Genomic DNA, 19,514 nt, shown 5'->3' on the forward strand with positions numbered 1-19,514 from the left:
TCTGCTGTGCTAGGTTTGCGAATCCCAGCAAGCCACAAATGCAAGCCGCCGTGGGCGATGCCGTTCAGGACGGGCGTTGGAGGGCGCTGCCACAAACCGCCCGACCGCCCGACCGCCCGGCCTGAACGGCATCGCCTGCGGTGGCGCTAAAGAACCCAGATAGTGGCGGTTCCTGCTATCGCTGCAACGTCTGCAGCGGCGTGCGCCCGTAGCGCTGCCGATAGCGGGTACAGAAACGCCCCAGATGGGTAAACCCCCAGCGCAGGGCGATATCGGTAACCCGGGTGCCCGGCGCGGCGGCCAGCAGCTCGGCATGCGCCTGGGCCATGCGCTGCTCGCGTACGTAGACCATGGGCGAAACGCCGTGCTGCTCTTTGAACGCCGCACACAGGCTGCGTACGCTTGAGCCCCCCGCCTGGGCAATGCCCGCCAGGTCGAGGGCTTCTTGCAGGTGCTCGCGGATGTATTCTTCGGCCATGCGCACATTGCGCCTGGCCGCGCCCGAGCGCCGCTGCAGCAGCTCGGAATAATTATGGCGCTGGCACAGCAGCAGGTGCTGAATGAGGGTTTCTTCCTGGGCCTTGACCCATTTTGAAGGCGGCGCCGCGCCCGGCGCCTGAAACCAGCTGAGCAAGGCGCCTATTTGATGTTGCCACGACCTGCCCTGCGGCGTGTCCAGCGCAAACTGCGGGCAGAACTCGACCGGCTGGTCGAGCTGGGCGCCCAGCAAGGTGCTACAGGACGCTTCGACGCGTTCGCGCGGCACCTTCAGCAGCAGCTGTTCGCAGCCTTCGCTCCAGTCGAGCCGCAGCGGCAAGGTAGGCGAGATAAGCGCGCCCGTGCGGGAATCGGCCGACACGACCGAGTCGCCCACCGCGATGCGCGCCGAACCTTCGAGCGGCACCTGGAACAGCAGAAAATGCCGTAGCTCGCCCGGGGCGATGTGCACAGCGGCGCCATAGCGCAGCACGAACAGCGAGACCTCGCCCAACTGCAGGTGGCGCAGGAAGGAATCGACCTTGCCGGATCGCCAGACCAAGTCATGCTCTTTGAGCGCCCCCGCGGTGGCCAGCTTGGCCTCTTGCGGATCGCGGGAAGCAAACAGCGGTGGTGCGTCGTACAGCGGGGCCAAGCCCCCTCTAAACCATGGTTCCATCGTACGGCTCCTGGCGCGGATGACGGTTGATAGGCAAATGTTGCACGAGCTGGCTGAAAATTGCCAGAAAGGGATATCCCCACCCATCCCTTCCCCAACATCATATAGGGAAGCTCCGAACAAGCGGCATCCATGCAAACGCCCGCCGCGCCAAACGTTCAGGGCCCCCCTGGTTACGACCTATAAAAAAATGGAGACAAGCATATGAAACCGGCCACTCTGAAGCTGGGCACCCTCGCCGCCGCCTTGTGCGCAGCCGCCCTGAGCCTTTCACCCGCCCACGCAGCCGATTCGATCAAGGTGGGCTTCCTTTCCACTTTATCCGGCCCCGGAGGCGCCCTGGGCATCGACATACGCGACGGCTTCCAGCTGGCGCTCAAGCATGCCGGCGGCAAGCTTGGAGGCCTCGACACTGAAGTCATCGTGGTGGACGACCAGCAAAAGGCCGACGTCGGGCGCCAGGCCACCGACCGCCTCATCAAGCGCGATCACGTCGACGTCATGACCGGCATGGTGTTCTCGAATGTGCTGCTGCCCCTGATGCCCAGCATATTAAGCAGCGATACCGTCTACATTTCGACCAATACCGGCCCCGAAGACTATGCCGGCAAAAACTGCAACAAGAACTTCTTCGTGGTTTCATGGCAGAACGAAGACATTCCTGCCGCCATGGGCAAGTATGTATCCGAGCAGCAGCACAAAAGCGTATTCCTGATCGCTCCCAACTACCCGGGCGGCCGCGAATCCATCGGCGGCTTCAAGCGCCTGTACAAAGGCAAGATCGCCGACGAGGTGTATGTCAAGCTCGGGCAGCTGGATTATTCGGCCGAACTGGCGCAGGCCCGGGCCTCGGGGGCCGACTCTGTGTTCTTCTTCCTGCCTGGGGGCATGGGCATCAGCTTCATCAAGCAGCTCGAAGGCTCCGGCCTGGCCAAGAACATGAAGATCTACATGCCCGGATTCTCTGGCGACCAGGACACCATCAAGGCGGTGGGCGAGCCCATGCTGGGCACCTTTAATTCGTCGCAGTGGTCTCCCGACCTGGACAACCCGCAAAACCAGAAGTTCGTCGCCGACTTCGAGAAAGAGTACGGCCGCATTCCCACCCTTTATGCCTCTCAGGGCTACGACGCGGCCATGCTGCTCGACTCTGCCGTGCGCGACGTCAAGGGCAACATCGAAGACAAGGACGCCTTCCGCCAAGCGCTCAAGGCGGCCAATTTCAAGTCGGTGCGGGGCGACTTCAAGTTCAACACCAACCAGTACCCCATCCAGGACTACTACCTGCGCGAAGTCGTCAAGGACGGCCAGGGGCGCATTACCAACAAAAAGGTCAGCACCATTCTGGAGGACTACCACGACCCCTTCGCAGCCGAATGCAAGATGGGGCAGTCATAGCAGGAGCAACACACCATGTCTTACAGCAACGAAAGCATTGCCGGGCTCGTACGTCCCGACAGCGTGCACAAGTCGGTGTATACCGACCCCGAGATCTTCCAGCTGGAAATGGACCGCATATACGGCCATGCCTGGATATACGCCGGCCACGAAAGCCAGGTGCCCAAGGTGGGCGATTACCACACCACCCGCATCGGCGACCAGGACGTGATCATGGTGCGCGGCGTCGACAACAAGGTGCACGTGCTGTACAACCGATGTCCGCACAAGGGAGCCATGCTGGTCGCGCGGGGCGACGGCAATGCGGGCAAGTTCTTCCGCTGCCCCTACCATGCCTGGACGTTCAAGCTCGACGGCAGCCATCTGGCCGCGCCCATAAGGCGCGGCTTCGAAGGCACCCGCTTCGATCCGGCCTCGCCCGAGTTCTCGATGCGGGCCCTGGCCCGGGTCGAGAACTACCGCGGCTTTGTGTTCGCCAGCCAGGCCGCCGAAGGGCCGTCGCTAAGCGATTTCCTGGGCGGCGTACGCTCGTCCATCGACAATCTGTGCGACCGCTCTCCCGAGGGCGAAGTCGAAGTGGCAGGCGGCGTGTTCAAGGTAATGCAGCCCTCTAACTGGAAGGTGTTCTACGAGAACCTGCATGACACCATGCACGCCAACGTCACGCACGAATCTTCGTACACCTCGGCGCGCGAACAGGCCGAGGCCTATGGCAGCATGCCGCTCGAGCTGCACATCATGGACGGCAACGGCGAACCCTACGACTTCTGGGAGAAGCTTTCGCTCATGGCCTTTGACTATGGCCACGGCTATATGGAAGGCATCTTCAACCCCGGCGCCATCGAAACCGACCCGGTCACCCGCTCGCATTTCGAATCGCTCGAGGCCGCCTACGGACGCGAGCGCGCCCTGGCCATTCTGGGCGAAAACCGCCACAACACCATCATCTATGGCAGCGGGTCGCCGCACACGGTGTTCCAGCAGTTTCGGGTAATAAGGCCCATATCGGTAGACCGCACCATGGTCGAAATCCAGACCTTCCGGCTCAAGGGCGCGCCCGAGGCGATCTTCAAGCGCGGGCTGATGTACGCCAACCTCATCAACTCGCCCTCTTCCAACGTGATGCCCGACGACATCGAGCTGTACGGCCGGTGCCAGCAGGGCAACCAGACACGCGGCGGCGACTGGGTCAGCCAGCACCGCTACGCCGGCACCGACAAGCCCATCGAGGGCGGCATGACCTCGATCAACGGCACCAGCGAGCTACCCATGCGCAACCAGTTCCAGGCCTGGAAGCAATACATGCTGGGCGAGATATAAGGAGCTCTTCATCATGCTATTCGACATCGACTTCGACGTATCGACCGACGAGAAAAAAGACATCACCGTCCCGCTCGAAACCCACCACCGCGTGCAGCAGTTCATCTACAACGAGGCGCGCCTGCTCGATGAGCGCCAATGGCAGCGCTGGCTCGACCTCTGGACCGAAGACGGCATGTACTGGATTCCCCAGCAGCATGGCCAGGCAAGCCCCTTCGACCATATTTCGCTCTGTTGGGACAACGGCATGCTGCGCGAACTGCGCATGCGCACGCTTGAAAACCCGCGCAACTGGGCCCAGCAGCCCATTACCCATACCAGCCGTGTGGTCGGCAGCGTCATGATAGACGGCACCGATGCCGACGGTTGCCTGATCGTGCGCTCAGCCTTCCACCTGACGGAATGGCGCAAGGACGCCCTGCGCCACATGGCGGGCTCTTACATACACAAGCTGGTTGCGCACGACGACAGCTGGCGCATCAGGCTCAAGCAGGTGAACCTCGTCAATTGCGACGACGTCCACAGCGCCATCCAGGTGTACATATGAATCGTCCCCCACCGGGCGCCGGCACCGCGCTGCTTGCGCTGCATTATCAGAACGATGTCCTGCACCCCGAGGGCAAGATACGCGTGGGCCTGGCGGCCGACAGCCCGACGCGCGACCGGCTGGTGGCGGCCGCCGAAGCCTTGTTGAATCGCGCCCGGGCGCGCGCCATGCCCATTGTCCACGTGCGCGTGGCCTACCGTGAAGACGGCGCCGACATCATCACCAACGCGCCCATATTCCGCAACGTCGCCAAGATCGGAGCGGTACAAGAGGGTAGCTGGGGCGCCCAGTTCTACTCCAGCCTGGCGCCCATGGTGGACAACGGCCGCGAGTTCGTCGTCAAGCACTCGCGCATCAACGCCTTCTTCGGATCCCAGCTTGAAGAAATCCTGCGGGTGCTGGGCGTATCGCGGTTGTTGGTAGCGGGCGTGGCCACGCACTCAGTGGTCGAAAGCACGGTGCGCCATGCGGTGGACATGGGCTTCGAAGCCAGCGTTGCGGCCGACGCCTGTTCGGCCGCCGACCCGGCCGTTCACCGGGCCTCGCTGCACAGCATGAGCCTGATCGCGCAAATACTCGACACCGAGGCGCTGGAGCGCAGCTACCCCCTGGCCTGAACAAACAGGCGTCCTTCCCCTTTTTACCTTTCAGGACCGAATCAATGAGCTCTTCCCGCCCACCCGTCGATCTTGCCGGCAAAGCCGCCATCATCACCGGCAGCTCCCAGGGCCTGGGCGCCGACATCGCCCGGGTGCTGGCTCGTTGCGGCGCCTCGGTGGTGATTGTGGGCCGCAACGCCGACAAGGGAGACGCACTGGTCGGCGAGCTGCGCAGCCAGGGTGCGGAAGCCCTGTATTGCCCCACCGACATCCAGCAGGACGAAGACATCGATCGCTGCATACAGCAGACACTGCATGCCTTCGGCCGGCTCGATGTTCTGGTGAACAACGCCTGCGTCTATGAGGACGAAGGCCTGGATTCCACGCGCGCGCAGTGGCACCACACGCTGGGCGTCAACCTGGTGTCGGCCGCCATCTTCGCCCAGAAGGCCTGCGTCCACATGAAGCCGGGCGGCGCCATCATCAACCTGGGCAGCACGGGCGGCAAATTCGGCGCGGCCGGCCGCGCGCTCTACCCCGCCTCCAAGGCCGCCATGCTGCAGTTCACCAAGAACCTTGCCGTTACGCTGGCCCCGGACGGCCTGCGCGCCGTCGCCGTGTCGCCCGCCTGGACATGGTCGCCCTCGGTCGAACGCTTCAGCAACGGTTCGCGCGAAGACGCCGACCAGGTCGCGGCGGCCCTTCACCCGCTGGGCCGCGTGGGCGACGGCGCCGAAATCGGCAATGCCGTCGCCTTCATGGCCAGCGATGCGGCGTCATGGATCACCGGCGTCGACATCCCGGTGGACGGCGGCTTTTCCATCCTGGGACCGGACCAGGGCAAATCGCCCCGATGGTGGTTCGAAAAACTGCTCAAAGAACAGGCATGACGGCTTGGCGGCAAGCCGCCCCGTAGAAGCCGGCCCTCTGGGCCCATCCAACATCGCACCGAGCGGCGGCCACGTTGCCGCCGGCCCTGCCCGCTGTTAAAGTAAACAATCGGCTCCGTCGGCGCTGCGCAATCAAATCGCGGCGCCCCGGCCTATGGTGTTTTATTTGCGGTGGGCATCATGACTTCGCTACATTCCTTTCAGGCCCGGTCCATCACCGGCGAACCCGTCGACCTTTCAGACTTCGAGGGCCAGGTCGCACTGGTCGTCAACGTGGCTTCCAAGTGCGGCTTTACCCCGCAATACGAGGGCCTCGAGTCTCTGTACAACGACTACAAAGCGCGCGGCTTTGCCGTGCTTGGCTTTCCCTGCAACCAGTTTGGCGGGCAAGAGCCCGGCAACAGCGTCGACATCCTTACATTCTGCTCTACCGTGTACAAGGCCAGCTTCCCGCTGTTCGAAAAAATAGACGTCAACGGCGCGCATGCGCATCCCCTGTACAACTGGCTCAAAGAAGAAAAAAGCGGTGTGCTCGGAACCCAGGCCATCAAGTGGAACTTCACCAAATTTCTCGTCGGTCGCGACGGCCAGGTCATACAGCGCTATGGGTCTTCGACCACGCCCGACGAATTGCGCGCCGACATCGAAAAGGCGCTTGCCTGAAACCCAAGCTTCAACCTCAAGGAAACCCATGATCGATCTTTATTACTGGACCACGCCTAACGGGCACAAAATGACCATGTTCCTCGAAGAGGCCGGCCTGCCCTACAAGGTGCTGCCCATCAACATCAGCAAGGGCGAGCAGTTTCAGCCGCACTTTCTCAAGATCGCGCCCAACAACCGCATACCGGCGATGGTCGACCACGCGCCGGCCGACGGCGGCGAACCCATCGCCATGTTCGAATCGGGCGCCATGCTGGTCTACCTGGCCGAAAAAACCGGCCGCTTCCTGCCCGCCGACATTCGGGAGCGTGCCCAGGTAATGCAGTGGCTGTTCTGGCAAATGGGCGGCCTGGGCCCCATGGCGGGCCAGAACCACCACTTCGGCACTTATGCGCCCGAAAAAATCCAGTACGCCATCGATCGCTATGTGGGTGAAACAGGTCGCCTGTACGGCGTGCTCAACAAGCACCTGGCCGGCCGCGAATTCATCGCAAGCGAATACTCCATCGCCGACATGGCGTGCTATCCGTGGATCGTGTCCCACGAAAGGCAAAACCAGAACCTCAACGACTTTCCCCACCTGAAGCGCTGGTTCGAGGCCATTGCCGCCCGCCCGGCCACAGTCCGCGCCTACGAAGTGGCCAAAACCGTCAATAGCCAGCCCACCGTGCACGACGAAGAAGCCCGCAAGATCCTGTTCGGCCAGAACGCCCAGACGGTGCGCTAAGCCATGCCGCATATGCCGCCCATTCTCGCCCGCCTTCCGCTGCGCACCGCATTCGTGGCCGTGTGCACCGCCATGCTGGCCGCCTGCGCCAGTGGTCCGCGCGACAACATCACGCTGATCCCGGCCGACCAGATCGCCCAGGAAAGCAGCAAAGAAGGCCTTTTCACGCAGCCGCTCAAGTACAAGCACAGCAAGCCCGACTGCAAGGGCGAATGCCCGCAGATCGAGGTCGATTCCCTGGTCTTTCCGGGGGTGCCCATACTGACAGAACTGGTCGACCACGCGCTGGCGGTCATGACGGGCACCAGCACCGACCACCCGCAGCCCTATGACACCATCCGGCAATACGAAGAGTATTTCTGGCAAACGGCCGCGCCGCGCGATTCAACGATGTTCTCGGCCAAGGCGCGCTATCGCAACCAGCACCTGACTGTAATCGAACTGAACACCTGGCAGTACTTTACGGGCGCAGCCCATGGCATTTCAGCCACGCAGTTCCTGAACTGGGACAATAATTCGGGCAAGGTGCTGGGCATGGCCGACATTCTGCAGCCCGGCGTCCACGATCGGTACGAGCAGGCGCTGCGGGCGGCCCATGGGCGCTGGCTGGCATCGAACCCCGACGCGCAGCGCGATCGGGCGGGCTACGACCGGCTCTGGCCCTTCCAGCCCAGCGACAATTTTGCGCTGACCGACGCGGGGCTGGTGGTGAAGTACGATTCTTATCAGCTGGCGCCGTATTCGCATGGGCAGCCCGAGCTTACTATTCCATATGGCGAGCTGCAGGGCATACTGAAGCCGGAATTCATGCCGGCCTAGAAGCAACCGGCGCGGTTCGTATGGTTTCGAACCATCGAACCGCCCTTTCGGCGGCCGTGCGCGGCGCGTCGTCCATAATGCTTGCCACGGTCTGGATCGATAGCTCGCGTCTCCAGGCCGCCTCGGCCCGACGCATGGCCGAGGTTATGGCGCACGGCCTGCGGCACTCGCTGGCGGGCGAAGCGCCGTCTCCGGTACGGCGGATTTCGGTGCAGCGAAACACCGCCTCGGGCCCTTCTATTGCATCGACCACCTGCAACAGGGTGATTTTGTCAGGCGAACGGGCAAGCCTGAACCCGCCCTTGGGCCCTGCCGAAGAAACCAGAATGCCTGCGCGGGCCAGGGCCTGCAATGTCTTGTTGAGATACGCCGCCGGCAAGCCGAATTTCGCTGCCAGCTTTGCAGTGGAAATGACTTCGTTCTGGCCTATCCATCCCAGCGCCACGCAACAGTGCAGCCCCCACTCCACGCCTTCGTTCATCCGCATAATAATTTAATCCTCATACCTCATAATCTGGATTATATATGTCCAGATTTTTGTTGACTAGCTTTCTCCGCCGCCCTAGAATTCAATCATTAATCTAGATAATAAACATCCAGATTAAAAATAGTGCAGCCACAAACAATCAATACAAGGTTCGCAGCCCCTTCGGGTGGAACAAGGAGACAGCATGAGACAGCATTTCTTGAAAACAATCGTCGCAACCGGCCTGGGCCTGTCCATGGCACTGGTCCAGGCCGCCCCTGCCGAGGAAAACCGCGACGAGCTGAAGATCGGCTTCATGGGCGTGTTTTCCGGCGGCCAGGCCGCCCTGGGGCAGGACTCGTACGACGGATTCATGCTTTATCTCAAGAACAACGGCGGCAAGCTGGGCAATCGCCCCGTGGACGTGCTTAAGGCCGACGCCCAGATCAAGCCCGTAGTCGGCGTGCAGCAGGCGAAACGGCTTATCGGCAAAGACGGCGTGCCTATTGTCGTCGGCGTCACCTTCTCCAACGTGATGCTTGCCGTGCATGGGCCGATCACCAAAAAAGAAGTGTTCCTGATAGGCACGAACGCCGGTCCCAGCCAGATAGCCGGCAAGGAGTGCTCGCCCTACTTCTTCAGCACCTCGTACCAGAATGACCAGAAGGCCGAGAGCATGGGCAGCTACGCCAAGTCGCAAGGGTACAAAAGAATCATCACCATGGTGCCCAACTACCAATCGGGTTTCGACTTTGTCAGCGGCTTCAAGCGCTACTACCAGGCTCCGCTGCTCGACGAGATCTACACGCCGCTCGATCAACAGGACTTCTCGGCCGAACTGGCCAAGATCGCCTCCGAACAGCCCGACGCCGTCTATGTCTTCTACCCTGGCGGGCTGGGCGTGAACTTCTTGCGGCAATACCAGCAGGCCGGCCTGTTGGGCAAGATTCCGGTCCTGTCCACCTCGACGACCGACGCCATCAATCTTCCCGCCCAGCGCGACAGCGCCCTGGGCGTCGTCACCAGCCCCGTCTGGGGGCCCGACCTTGACAATGCCGCCAACAAGAAATTCGTGGCCGAGTTCGAGAAGGAATACAAGCGCATCCCCTCTGATTTTGCCGCGCAGAGCTATGACGGAGCGCAACTGCTCGATTCGGCCATAAAGAAGGTCAAGGGCCACGTCGAAGACAAGGCCGCCTTCATGGCGGCGCTGAAGCAAGCCGACTTCCCGTCGGTGCGCGGCGACTTCAAGTTCGGCAACAACAACTTCCCCATCCAGGACTTGTCCATATTTGAAGTCGTCAAGGACGATCAGGGCCGGTTCAACCTCAAGAAAATCGCCACTCCGCTCAAGGCGCAGCAAGACGCCTACCACCAAGATTGCCCAATGCAATAAACGACAGGCGTACTGAGAAATGGACCTACAACTTCTGGCAACGCAAATTCTCAATGGCGTGCAGCTGGGTGTCCTGCTGTTCCTGCTGTCGGCGGGACTGACACTTATCTTCGGCATCATGAATTTCGTCAACCTGGCACATGGCTCGCTGTACATGATGGGAGCCTACGTGGCGGCGGCCGTCTTCAACACATACGGCTCCTTCGTGCTTGCCCTGCTGGCGGCCGTCCCGGCCGCGATCCTGATCGGCATCATCCTGGATCGCGTCGTGCTGGCGGGGCTTTACTCTCGAGAGCACCTGGATCAGGTGCTTGCCACCTTCGGACTGATCCTGGTATTCAACGAAATCGTGCGCTATCTGTGGGGATCGGCCCCGATCTATATCAATGCGCCGCAGGCATTGCGCGGCACCCTGGAATTTTTCGGTTTCGAATACCCCTCTTACCGCATCTTCATCATCGCCGTGGGCCTGTTGTGCGGGCTTGGGCTGTACCTCCTCATCAACAAGACCCGGGTCGGCATGCTCATACGGGCCGGAGCTGCCGACGCCGAAATGGTCGACGCCATGGGCACCAATATACGCAGGCTCAATACCCTGATCTTCGGGCTGGGAGCGGGCCTGGCCGGGCTCGGCGGCGTCATGGCCGGCCCCATCCTGTCGGTACAGCCGGGCATGGGCGAGCCCATACTCATCCTTACCCTGGTCGTCATCGTCACGGGCGGCATCGGTTCGATACGCGGGGCGTTCTACGGGGCGCTTATCGTCGGCCTGGTCGACACGCTGGGCCGCGCCTTCATGCCGGCCGCCTTCAACGAGCTGCTGGCGAAGTCCCTGGCCCAGGCGGCGGGCCCCGCCGTGGCCTCCATGCTGATCTATCTACTCATGGCGTTTGTGCTGGCCATCCGGCCGCACGGGCTATTTCCAGTCAGGAACGGGTGAACTCATGCTCTCTGAACAAACACGTCAGGCACTGCCGCTGAACGGCATCGGCGCTCGCCCGCCACACGACACGATCGCCAGGGCGGCGGACGCACTGCACACGAGCCGCATTCGCGAACTGCTGCCCATCACGGCGATATTCCTCGCTCTTGTCCTGGTTCCCGTGGTGTCGCTATTCCTGGGCCACACCTATTACCTGGACCTGGTCTCGCGCGCCATGATCCTGGGCCTGGCCGCCATGGGGCTGAACCTCATTCTCGGCTACGGCGGCATGGTCAGTTTCGGGCATGCGCTATACCTGGGAATCGGCGCCTACGCCGTGGGCATGCTTTCCACCCATGGCGTAGAGTCGGCCTTGACCCAGCTTGCGGTGGCCATTGCCGTCGGCACGATCGTGTCCTACCTGATCGGCTACATCTGCCTCAAGGTCGACGGCATGGGCTTCATCATGATCACGCTGGCCTTCGCGCAGATGTTCTATTACCTTGCCATCAGCCTGAAGCAATATGGCGGGGACGACGGTTTGCCGATTGCCGCAAGAAGCACCCTACCGGGCATGGATCTCGAGAATCCCTACCAGTTCTATCTGCTGGTACTGGCGATACTCGCGGCGGCGGCCTATCTTCTGTATCGGCTCGTCCACTCGCGGTTCGGCACCGTGATCCGCGGCTGCAAGCAGAACACACGCCGCATGTACGCCCTGGGCTTCCCGGCCAGCCGCTACAAGCTGTTCGCCTATGTCATCTCGGCCCAGATCTCGGTGCTGGCCGGTGTGCTGCTTGCCAATCTCGCCTTGTTCGCCGCGCCTTCCTACATGAGCTGGACGCTCTCGGGCGATCTGATACTGATGTGCGTGCTGGGCGGCCTCGGAACGCTGCTGGGTCCGTTGATAGGCGCCATCGCTTTCGTGGGGCTCGAAGAGTTCCTGTCCACCATGCCCATCGACCTGGGCAACGCGACGGAGCTCATCACCACGCACTGGCTCGGCTTCTTCGGGGTATTCATCGTACTTGTCGTCCTGTTCCTGAGGCGCGGCCTATATGGTTCGTTCACGGCAAAGGGAGCGCGCCATGACTGAAATCCTGCAGGTGAACAAGCTGGTAAAGCACTATGGCGCCCTCAAGGCGACCAACGACCTGAACCTGACGCTGATGGAGGGCGAGCTGCACGGCGTCATCGGCCCCAACGGCGCGGGAAAGACAACCTTCATCCACCAGCTTACCGGAGAAGTCTTGCCCGACCGGGGGCGAATCGTCTTCGACGGCATGGATATCACCCGCGAGACGGTCGACGCGCGCGCCCTGCTCGGCATTGGCCGCTCTTATCAGATCACGTCGATATTCAAGGATTTCTCTGTCCTGGAAAACGTCATGCTCGCGGTTCAGGCCCGCCTCGGCTCCAGCTTCAGGTTCTGGTCGCCGGTGCGCAGCGACAAAGCGCTTTACGAGCCCGCCTATCAGGCCCTGCATGAAGTCGACCTGGTGCAATCGGCCCATCGCCGCGCAGGGTCGCTGGGCTACGGAGAGATGCGGCAACTGGAAATCGCCATGACGCTCGGCATGCGGCCCCGGGTTCTGCTGCTTGATGAACCCATGGCGGGAATGAGCAAGCAAGAGTCCGCACGCCTGGTGGAGCTTCTGCAGCGCCTGAAGGGCGACTACAGCATCGTGCTCGTCGAGCACGACATGGACGCCGTCTTCGCCCTGGCCGACCGCATAAGCGTGCTGCTGTATGGCTCGGCCATTGCCTGCGGCACCCCGCAGCAAATACAAGAGAACCCGGAAGTCCGGAACGCCTATCTCGGAGACGACGATGAATTCTGAACAGGCCAGGCCCGCTGCCGCGCCGCAACCGCCGCTATTGCAATTGAACAGCGTCGAAACTTCCTACGGCGACAGCAAGGTGCTGTTCGGCGTCAACCTGGAAATCGAGGCCGGCCAATGTGTTGCCCTGCTGGGACGAAACGGCATGGGGAAATCAACAACCGTCAAAACCATCATGGGCCTGCAGCCCTGCATGCAAGGACACGTCAAGCTGCGCGGCTCCAGCCTGAACCGGCTCAGGCCCCACCAGATCGCGCACGCCGGCATTGGACTGGTGCCCGAAGGCAGGCGCGTATTCCCCAACCTGTCCGTCCGGGAAAACCTGGTGGCGACCGCCCGGCAATCAGGCCGCGCCGGTCCCGCATGGTCGCTGGGCGACATCTATGCCCTGTTTCCGCGCCTGCAAGAACGCGAACATCACCTGGGATGCAATCTTTCGGGCGGCGAGCAGCAAATGCTGGCCATCGGGCGCGCGCTCATGACCAATCCAGAGCTCCTCATCCTGGACGAGGCGACCGAAGGCCTGGCCCCCATTGTTCGCAAGGACATCTGGCGCTGCATCGTGCTGTTGAAAAGCCGCGGCCTGGCGCTGCTGGTCATCGACAAGAACCTGTCGGCGCTCATGCGCGTGGCAGACAGGCATTACATCCTGGAAAAAGGTGTCGTGGTATGGAGCGGCGCCTCGGAAGAACTGCATGCCAATCCGGATCTCGTTCACCACTACATCGGCATGTAGGCGAAACAACATCTGCCCGGGCCGGCCGCATCCGGCATCGGGGGCTGTGCAAGCAACAATCTCAAAGGAGTTGTCCAAATGAAGAACATCGTGGTTGTCGGCAGTGGTTTTGGAGGCCTGTGGAGTGCAATCGGGGCGGCAAGGAAACTGGATGAACTGGGTGTAGCGGCCGAAGAGGTCGGCATAACCGTCGTGGATCAAAACGATTTCCACAGCATCCGGGTCCGCAATTACGAGGAAGACCTGGAATCCACCGTCATCCCGCTGGCCAAGGTGCTTGACCCCATCGGGGTTCGTCATGTGCAAGGCACCGTCAGCGACATCGATGCAAGCGGGCAAGCGGTTACGGTCGATACTCCCGAGGGCCGCCAATACCTGGCCTACGACCGCCTCGTCTATGCCCTGGGCAGCCAATTGCGGCGCCCCTCCATTCCGGGACTGGCCGAGCACTCATTCGATATCGACACCTACCGGGCCGCCAAGCGGCTTGAGCAGCATCTTGCCGGCCTGCCCGATTCGCAGCGTGACAATCGCGACAAGTACACGGTACTGGTCGTGGGCGCCGGGCTGACCGGCATAGAACTGGCTTCGGAGCTTCCCGGCCGGCTCGAGGCCATACGGGCGGCGCACCATGGCGACGAGCCCATACGCGTGATTCTGGCCGACTCCAATTCGTCCATCGGATCGGACATGGGCGAGCAAGCCATGGCCGTCATCGAGCAGGCCATGGCGGCGCTTGCCGTGGAAACCCGCACAGATGTCACCATTACCTCCGTCGATGCCACAGGCGCCACCCTGGCCAGCGGCGAAAGAATCCCCACGCCCACCATCGTCTGGTGCGCAGGCATGCAGGCCAATGAGCTCGGAAAATTGCTTCCCGTGGAAAAAGACCGCCTGGGACGCATCGCCGTCGATGAGTTCATGCGGGTCAAGGGGCTGCAAAACGTCTTTGCCGCGGGCGATGCGGCCTGGTCCATGCTGGATGACCCCCACACCACGGTGATGTCGTGCCAGCACGGCCGGCCCATGGGTCGGTATGCCGGGCACAACGTGGCTGCCGATCTGCTGGGCAAGCCCATGCTGCCGCTGCACATCGATTGGTACACCACTGTTCTGGACCTGGGGCCCTGGGGCGCGGTGTACACCACTGGCTGGGATCGCCAGGTGATTGCTTCTGGCGAAACGGCGAAAAACACCAAGCAGACCATCAATTGCCGCAGGATCTATCCGCCGCTAAGCGGAAATCGCGCAGAGATTCTCGCATCGGCGGCTCCCCAGGTACAAAGGCCGCCCGACGTGAAGCTGGCCGATGCGGACAGCCAGACGGTGCTGGGCGCTTAGAACCGGTCGTCGTCCCGCTCGAATCGATCCAGATCGAAGTAACGAGAGGTCGAGCCCGAATCCTCTTGGGCGGAGCCGGCGGCCTGCGCATTGCCTTGCTGCCGGTTGCCGCCCTGCCCGCCGCTCGGCAAAGGCGCTTTCGCGGCGTCGTTGGGCTGTACGCGGCCCGAGGGCTGCGAAGCCGATGCGGAAGCAGCCGCGGCGCCGCCGCGGCTGGCTACCCCTCGCTGCTTGAGTGTTTTCTGCGTCAGCTCATCCAATTGGGCGGCAAGACGGGCTTCGTGCTTGCGCCGGGCCCACACAGCCGCGTCTTCCCCGCGCAGATTGCGGGCCGTCACGTCGGCCCCGGCGTTCAACAATATACGCACTACTTCCTCGCTGCCCGCGTAGGCGGCCATCATCAGGGGCGACGTGCCATCGGGCGACGGGGCGTTCACCATGGCCTTGTTGGCCAGCAGCAGTTTGACCGTGTCCGCGTGCCCCTTCGACGCCGCGTAGTGCAGCGGCGTCCAGCCCAGGCGGTTGACTTCGGCCCCCTTCTTGATGAGGGCTGCCGCGCGCTTGGTCTGGCCGACGACGGCCAGGTACATCAAGGGGGTTTCATCGTGGGCGTTCACCGCGTTCACATTGATGTTGCGATGCCGCACCAGCAAATCGTAGACGTCCCAGGCGCCGTCCTGTATGGCTTGCATGATAGAGGGCTGGCCCTCTTTGCTGACCGCATTCGGGTCTTCGCCCATGGCCAGCTGCGATTTGATCTGGTCGACCCGGTCATTGGTGATGTCTACCCACCAGTCGGCTGAAGCAGCCATGGCCTGGGTCGAAAAAGCCAGGATTATTGCGGCGAAAATCGTTTTGAGTGAATTATTCATTTCAATTAAATCAATAGGTTAATTGAATATTTTAGTAATTTACTTTAAATAAAATACTTTAAACAATTTACTTTAAGGAAATTACTTTAAATACCTTACTTGGGGAGACACTTCACGGCTGTCAATCATCCGGGCACATGGCTTAATGCCGGCTTCCCGGCCACATGGCCTCAACCCCTTCGCACTCGAAACCCAAGCCGCAAACCACATCTTACAACCCGGCACGCCGCGCGCCTGCATCTGCGCCACGATATCCGCAGTAAACTTAAACCAATTTATATAATTATCTTTCTATCTTACTGAAAAGATTGAAGAAATTATCAGTAGTCTGCCGGGCCACATCAGCCACAGGCACACCTCGCAGTTCAGCGATCTTCTCGGCCACGTGGATGACCTTGGAGGGATCATTGGTTTTGCCGCGATGCGGCACGGGGGCCAGGAAAGGCGAATCGGTTTCGATCAGCAGGCGATCCATCGGCACGCGGGTGGCCAAGTCTTGCAGATCGGTCGCCTTCTTGAAGGTGACGATGCCCGACAAAGAAATATAGAAGTTCATTTGCATGGCCGCCTGCGCCACTTCCCACGATTCGGTGAAGCAGTGCATGACGCCGCCGAATTCTTCGGCGCCCTCTTCGCGCATGATGCGCAGGGTGTCCTCGCTGGCCGAACGCGTATGGATGATGAGCGGCAGTCCGCTTTGGCGGCTGGCGCGGATGTGCGTGCGAAAACGTTCGCGCTGCCATTCCAGCGGCTCGGCGAGGCGAAAGTAATCCAGCCCCGTTTCGCCGATGGCGACCACCTTGGGATGCCGGGCCATCTCGGCCAGTTGTTCGGGCGTGGGCTCGGGCGTGTCCTCGTAGTCGGGGTGCACTCCCACCGAGGCATACAGGTGGGAATGCGGCGCCACGACGTCCATCAGGCCGGGCCATTGGGGCATGTTGACGCTGACGACCAGGGCATGGCCCACCTGGTTGCGCTTCATGTTCTCGAGGATGTCGGGCAGGTTTTCAGCCAGTTCGGGAAAATCGAGATGGCAATGCGAGTCTACGTACATGTTCAAACCGTTTCTGTGGAAGGTGCCGGGCCGCAGGCCTGGACCACGCGCTGCAACGCGGCATGCGTGAACAGCTTTGCATTGAGCGGGTGATTGGCCACGGCACGCTGCGACGCAAGCCACTTGGCCGCATCGGCCAGCCGTTCCGGGGCGGCGCGCTGCGCAATGGCCGCCAGCCCGGCCTGCTCGCCGGGGAAATAGCGGACGGGGGCCTGGAAAGCAGCCAGGGAAAGATCGACGAACAAGCGCTGCAGGGCGTCGATCCATATGGCCGGCGCCTGCTTTTCAAGCTGGTCGGCCAGCGGGCCGATGTCCGGTTCGCCGCCCTTGGCCAGGGGTGAAAGCATTTGCCTGAGCCAGGCCGGGCAGGCCTCGCTGTCGTCGCCCTGCGCCTTTTCAAGAGCAAGCAGCGGCGCGCCGCCGGCCACCGCCAGCCAAGGCTTGGGGTCGGCCAGACCTTGTTCTTGCAGCCAGGGCAGGCACTGCGCCGGCGTGGGCACGGGCAGTGGCAGGCGCCGGCAGCGCGACACCAGGGTCGGCAGCAGGCGGTCGGGCGCATCGGCGGTAAGCAGGAACACCGTATGCGCGGGCGGCTCTTCGAGCACCTTGAGCAAGGCATTGGCTGAAATGATGTTCAGCGCCTCGGCCGGATACAGCACCGCCACGCGCCAGCCGCCCCGGTGCGTGGCGGTATTGAACCAATCGTGCAGCGCCCGCAACTGCTCGACGCGGATGTCTCGCGAAGGCGCCTTGCGTGCCGTACCGCCCGCCGGCTCCACGGCGTCATCGGCGGCGTCCTCGCCCTCTTGGGCCGCGACGGCGTCGGGCCGTATCCGGCGCAGGTCGGGATGATTGCCCGAGGCCACCCACGTGCATGCCTGGCAATGCCCGCAGGCAACGCCCTGCCGGGGCGACTCGCAAAGCAGGCTGGCCGCCGCAGCCAGGGCAAAACGGTGCTTGCCTATGCCAGCCAGGCCATGAATGAGCCAGGCGTGCGCAAACCGTTCGCGGTTTTGCAGCCATGCCCCGGCGGTATCTTGCTGCCAGGGCAGGAAGCCGGGCGGCGCGCTCATGCTTTCTCTCCGGCCCGCCCTTCGCGCCAGGCCTGCTCAAGTTCCATGGCCTGTGCAATGAGCTCGGCCCTTACCTCTTCGATGTCGCGGCTGGAGTCGAGCACGCGGAAACGGTCCGGATGCAGCCGGGCCCGCTCGTGGTAGGCGGCGCGGGTGCGTTCGAAGAAGTCGGCGCCCTCTTGCTCGAAGCGGTCGAGATCGCGGCTGCGCGCCAGGCGTTCGCGGGCGGTGGCCAGCGGCACGTCGAAAAGCCAGGTGCGGTCGGGCTGCAAATGCGGGTGCACCCATTGCTCGAGCGCGCCGACGCGTTCGGCCCCCAGACCCCGCCCGCCGCCCTGGTAGGCATAGCTGGCATCGGTGAAGCGGTCGCACACCACCCACTTGCCGGCCCGAAGCGCAGGCTCGATCACCGTGCGCAGGTGCTCGCACCGCGCGGCGAACATCAGCAACAGCTCGGTCTCGAGCTGCATGGGCCGCGACAGAACGATCTGGCGCAGGGCCTCGCCCATTTCGGTGCCGCCCGGTTCGCGGGTGCAGACGACGTCCAGCCCCCGGCCGCGCAGGTGTTCGACCAGACCGAGCACATGGGTGCTTTTTCCGGCCCCGTCCAGCCCTTCCAGCGTAAGGAAACAGCCACGTGGAGTAGTCATGCTCAACGTCGTCCCAGTATGTATTTGGATACGGCGCGATTGTGCGCCAGCAAGGTTTCGGAGAATTCGCTGGTGCCGTCTCCCCGGGACACAAAATACAGGTATTTGTGTTCTTCAGGGTTGAGCGCGGCATGCAGCGAAGCCAGCCCGCTGCTCGAGATCGGCGTGGGCGGCAGGCCGCCCCGCGTATACGTGTTCCAGGGCGTGTCGGTCTGCAGGTCGCGCTTGCGGATCCGGCCCTCGTAAGCCTCGCCCATGCCGTAGATGACGGTGGGGTCGGTCTGCAGCGGCATCTTGATGCGCAGGCGGTTGACGAAGACCCCGGCCACGCGGGCCCGATCGGAGCCGTGGCCGGTTTCTTTCTCGACGATGGAGGCCAGTATCAGGGCTTCGTAGGGGCTGGATAGCGGCAGGTCGGGGTCGCGCTCGGCCCACAGCTTGTCCAGTTGCTGCTCCTGTGCATGATAGGCGCGCCGCAGTATGTCGAAGTCGCTGGTGCCCGGGGTAAAGACATAGGTATCGGGGTAGAAAAGCCCTTCTGGGCGCATCTGTTCGCTGCCCAGGCGCTGCATGAGTTCTTGGTCGGAGACCCCGTCGAGCGTCTGCTTGACGTCGGGGCTGGCGCGCAAGGCGGCGCGTATCTGCTGGTAGGTCCAGCCCTCGACCAGGGTAAGCCGGGTCAGGGTCATGTCGCCCTGGGCCATGCGTTCGAGAAGCTGCCAGGGCGTGTCGCCCTTTTTCGCCTCGTAAGCGCCCGCCTTGAGTTGCCGATCGAGTTTTGTCAGCCGGGCAAGGGCGACAAAGGCTCGCTGGTCGACCGCGATGCCGGCTTCGTTCATGGCTCGCGCCGCACCATAGGGGGAGCTTCCCGGCTCGACCAGGTAGTCGGCCCGCTCGGCGCCCATGGGCACGGCCCGCTGCGTGGCCCAATACCAGGCCCCCGCGCTGGCGGCAAGCCCGGCAAGCGCGGCAAAAAGCAGGAAATAGAGAAGAAAAATGCCGATTCTGCGTTTCATTGATTCAAAAGTTTAGCCCATGGCCCTT

At 62.4% G+C, this 19,514-nt stretch carries 21 protein-coding genes; 14 read left to right on the plus strand and 7 right to left on the minus strand.

Translation table 11 applies throughout. The features are described from left to right. Window positions 1-175 precede the first annotated feature (175 nt). The gene (locus tag C7440_RS13490) at window positions 176-1,156 is read right to left on the minus strand and encodes an AraC family transcriptional regulator (RefSeq protein ID WP_026067749.1); all 981 of its coding nucleotides are present in this window, start codon (window positions 1,154-1,156) and stop codon (window positions 176-178) included. A gap of 204 nt (window positions 1,157-1,360) precedes the next feature. On the opposite strand from C7440_RS13490, the gene C7440_RS13495 reads away from it, so the two are divergent. From C7440_RS13495 to C7440_RS13530, 8 genes are all read left to right on the plus strand, one after another. Further along, entirely contained in the window at window positions 1,361-2,554 is a 1,194-nt protein-coding gene (locus C7440_RS13495) for an ABC transporter substrate-binding protein (protein WP_116518926.1), read from the plus strand. 15 nt (window positions 2,555-2,569) lie between these two features. Next, window positions 2,570-3,874: an aromatic ring-hydroxylating dioxygenase subunit alpha gene (locus C7440_RS13500; RefSeq protein ID WP_116518927.1), complete on the plus strand. Its 1,305-nt coding sequence runs from the start codon at window positions 2,570-2,572 to the stop codon at window positions 3,872-3,874. Between the two features lie 13 nt (window positions 3,875-3,887). Further along, window positions 3,888-4,421: an aromatic-ring-hydroxylating dioxygenase subunit beta gene (locus C7440_RS13505; protein WP_116518928.1), complete on the plus strand. Its 534-nt coding sequence runs from the start codon at window positions 3,888-3,890 to the stop codon at window positions 4,419-4,421. Continuing rightward, complete coding sequence (locus tag C7440_RS13510) at window positions 4,418-5,038, plus strand: cysteine hydrolase family protein (RefSeq protein WP_116518929.1); 621 nt, start codon at window positions 4,418-4,420, stop codon at window positions 5,036-5,038. The genes C7440_RS13505 and C7440_RS13510 overlap by 4 nt, the downstream gene beginning before the upstream one ends. Before the next feature lie 44 nt (window positions 5,039-5,082). Further along, window positions 5,083-5,910, plus strand: coding sequence for an SDR family oxidoreductase (locus C7440_RS13515; protein ID WP_116518930.1), 828 nt, complete (start codon window positions 5,083-5,085; stop codon window positions 5,908-5,910). 180 nt (window positions 5,911-6,090) lie between these two features. After that, window positions 6,091-6,573, plus strand: coding sequence for a glutathione peroxidase (locus tag C7440_RS13520; protein WP_116518931.1), 483 nt, complete (start codon window positions 6,091-6,093; stop codon window positions 6,571-6,573). A 28-nt stretch (window positions 6,574-6,601) separates the two neighbouring features. Then, entirely contained in the window at window positions 6,602-7,300 is a 699-nt protein-coding gene (locus C7440_RS13525; RefSeq protein WP_116518932.1) for a glutathione binding-like protein, read from the plus strand. A gap of 12 nt (window positions 7,301-7,312) precedes the next feature. Continuing rightward, window positions 7,313-8,119: an RsiV family protein gene (locus C7440_RS13530; protein ID WP_116518933.1), complete on the plus strand. Its 807-nt coding sequence runs from the start codon at window positions 7,313-7,315 to the stop codon at window positions 8,117-8,119. Here the strand turns inward: C7440_RS13530 and C7440_RS13535 are convergent. After that, window positions 8,106-8,606 (minus strand): RrF2 family transcriptional regulator, encoded by a 501-nt coding sequence (locus C7440_RS13535; RefSeq protein WP_026067747.1) that lies wholly within the window; start codon window positions 8,604-8,606, stop codon window positions 8,106-8,108. The genes C7440_RS13530 and C7440_RS13535 overlap by 14 nt on opposite strands. A gap of 184 nt (window positions 8,607-8,790) precedes the next feature. Here C7440_RS13535 and C7440_RS13540 point away from each other — a divergent pair, with 184 nt between their 5' ends. The 6 genes from C7440_RS13540 to C7440_RS13565 all read left to right on the plus strand — a co-directional run bounded on the left by C7440_RS13540 (window position 8,791) and on the right by C7440_RS13565 (window position 14,821). Next, the gene (locus tag C7440_RS13540) at window positions 8,791-9,981 is read left to right on the plus strand and encodes an ABC transporter substrate-binding protein (protein WP_116518934.1); all 1,191 of its coding nucleotides are present in this window, start codon (window positions 8,791-8,793) and stop codon (window positions 9,979-9,981) included. Between the two features lie 19 nt (window positions 9,982-10,000). Further along, entirely contained in the window at window positions 10,001-10,921 is a 921-nt protein-coding gene (locus C7440_RS13545) for a branched-chain amino acid ABC transporter permease (RefSeq protein WP_017523466.1), read from the plus strand. Between the two features lie 4 nt (window positions 10,922-10,925). Beyond that, entirely contained in the window at window positions 10,926-11,999 is a 1,074-nt protein-coding gene (locus C7440_RS13550; protein WP_116518935.1) for a branched-chain amino acid ABC transporter permease, read from the plus strand. Further along, window positions 11,992-12,744, plus strand: coding sequence for an ABC transporter ATP-binding protein (locus tag C7440_RS13555; RefSeq protein ID WP_116518936.1), 753 nt, complete (start codon window positions 11,992-11,994; stop codon window positions 12,742-12,744). The genes C7440_RS13550 and C7440_RS13555 overlap by 8 nt, the downstream gene beginning before the upstream one ends. Next, window positions 12,734-13,480, plus strand: a complete 747-nt coding sequence (locus C7440_RS13560) for an ABC transporter ATP-binding protein (RefSeq protein WP_017523463.1) — start codon at window positions 12,734-12,736, stop codon at window positions 13,478-13,480. The genes C7440_RS13555 and C7440_RS13560 overlap by 11 nt, the downstream gene beginning before the upstream one ends. Before the next feature lie 78 nt (window positions 13,481-13,558). Then, entirely contained in the window at window positions 13,559-14,821 is a 1,263-nt protein-coding gene (locus tag C7440_RS13565) for an NAD(P)/FAD-dependent oxidoreductase (protein WP_116518937.1), read from the plus strand. Here the strand turns inward: C7440_RS13565 and C7440_RS13570 are convergent. The 5 genes from C7440_RS13570 to mltG form a co-directional block, all read right to left on the minus strand. Further along, entirely contained in the window at window positions 14,818-15,633 is an 816-nt protein-coding gene (locus C7440_RS13570) for an ankyrin repeat domain-containing protein (protein ID WP_243410918.1), read from the minus strand. The two genes, C7440_RS13565 and C7440_RS13570, sit on opposite strands and share 4 nt — an antisense overlap. Before the next feature lie 343 nt (window positions 15,634-15,976). After that, a complete protein-coding gene (locus C7440_RS13575; RefSeq protein WP_116518939.1) occupies window positions 15,977-16,747 on the minus strand; it encodes a TatD family hydrolase in 771 nt (256 codons plus the stop codon). Between the two features lie 2 nt (window positions 16,748-16,749). Continuing rightward, the gene (holB, locus tag C7440_RS13580; RefSeq protein WP_116518940.1) at window positions 16,750-17,820 is read right to left on the minus strand and encodes a DNA polymerase III subunit delta'; all 1,071 of its coding nucleotides are present in this window, start codon (window positions 17,818-17,820) and stop codon (window positions 16,750-16,752) included. Continuing rightward, complete coding sequence (tmk, locus tag C7440_RS13585) at window positions 17,817-18,470, minus strand: dTMP kinase (RefSeq protein WP_116518941.1); 654 nt, start codon at window positions 18,468-18,470, stop codon at window positions 17,817-17,819. Before tmk ends, holB begins: the two co-directional genes overlap by 4 nt. Window positions 18,471-18,472: 2 nt before the next feature. After that, window positions 18,473-19,486, minus strand: coding sequence for an endolytic transglycosylase MltG (gene mltG, locus C7440_RS13590; RefSeq protein ID WP_116518942.1), 1,014 nt, complete (start codon window positions 19,484-19,486; stop codon window positions 18,473-18,475). Between the last annotated feature and the right edge of the window lie 28 nt (window positions 19,487-19,514).

Origin of the sequence: Pusillimonas noertemannii, from assembly GCF_003096595.1 — a bacterium.
Taxonomy (GTDB): domain Bacteria; phylum Pseudomonadota; class Gammaproteobacteria; order Burkholderiales; family Burkholderiaceae_B; genus Pusillimonas; species Pusillimonas noertemannii.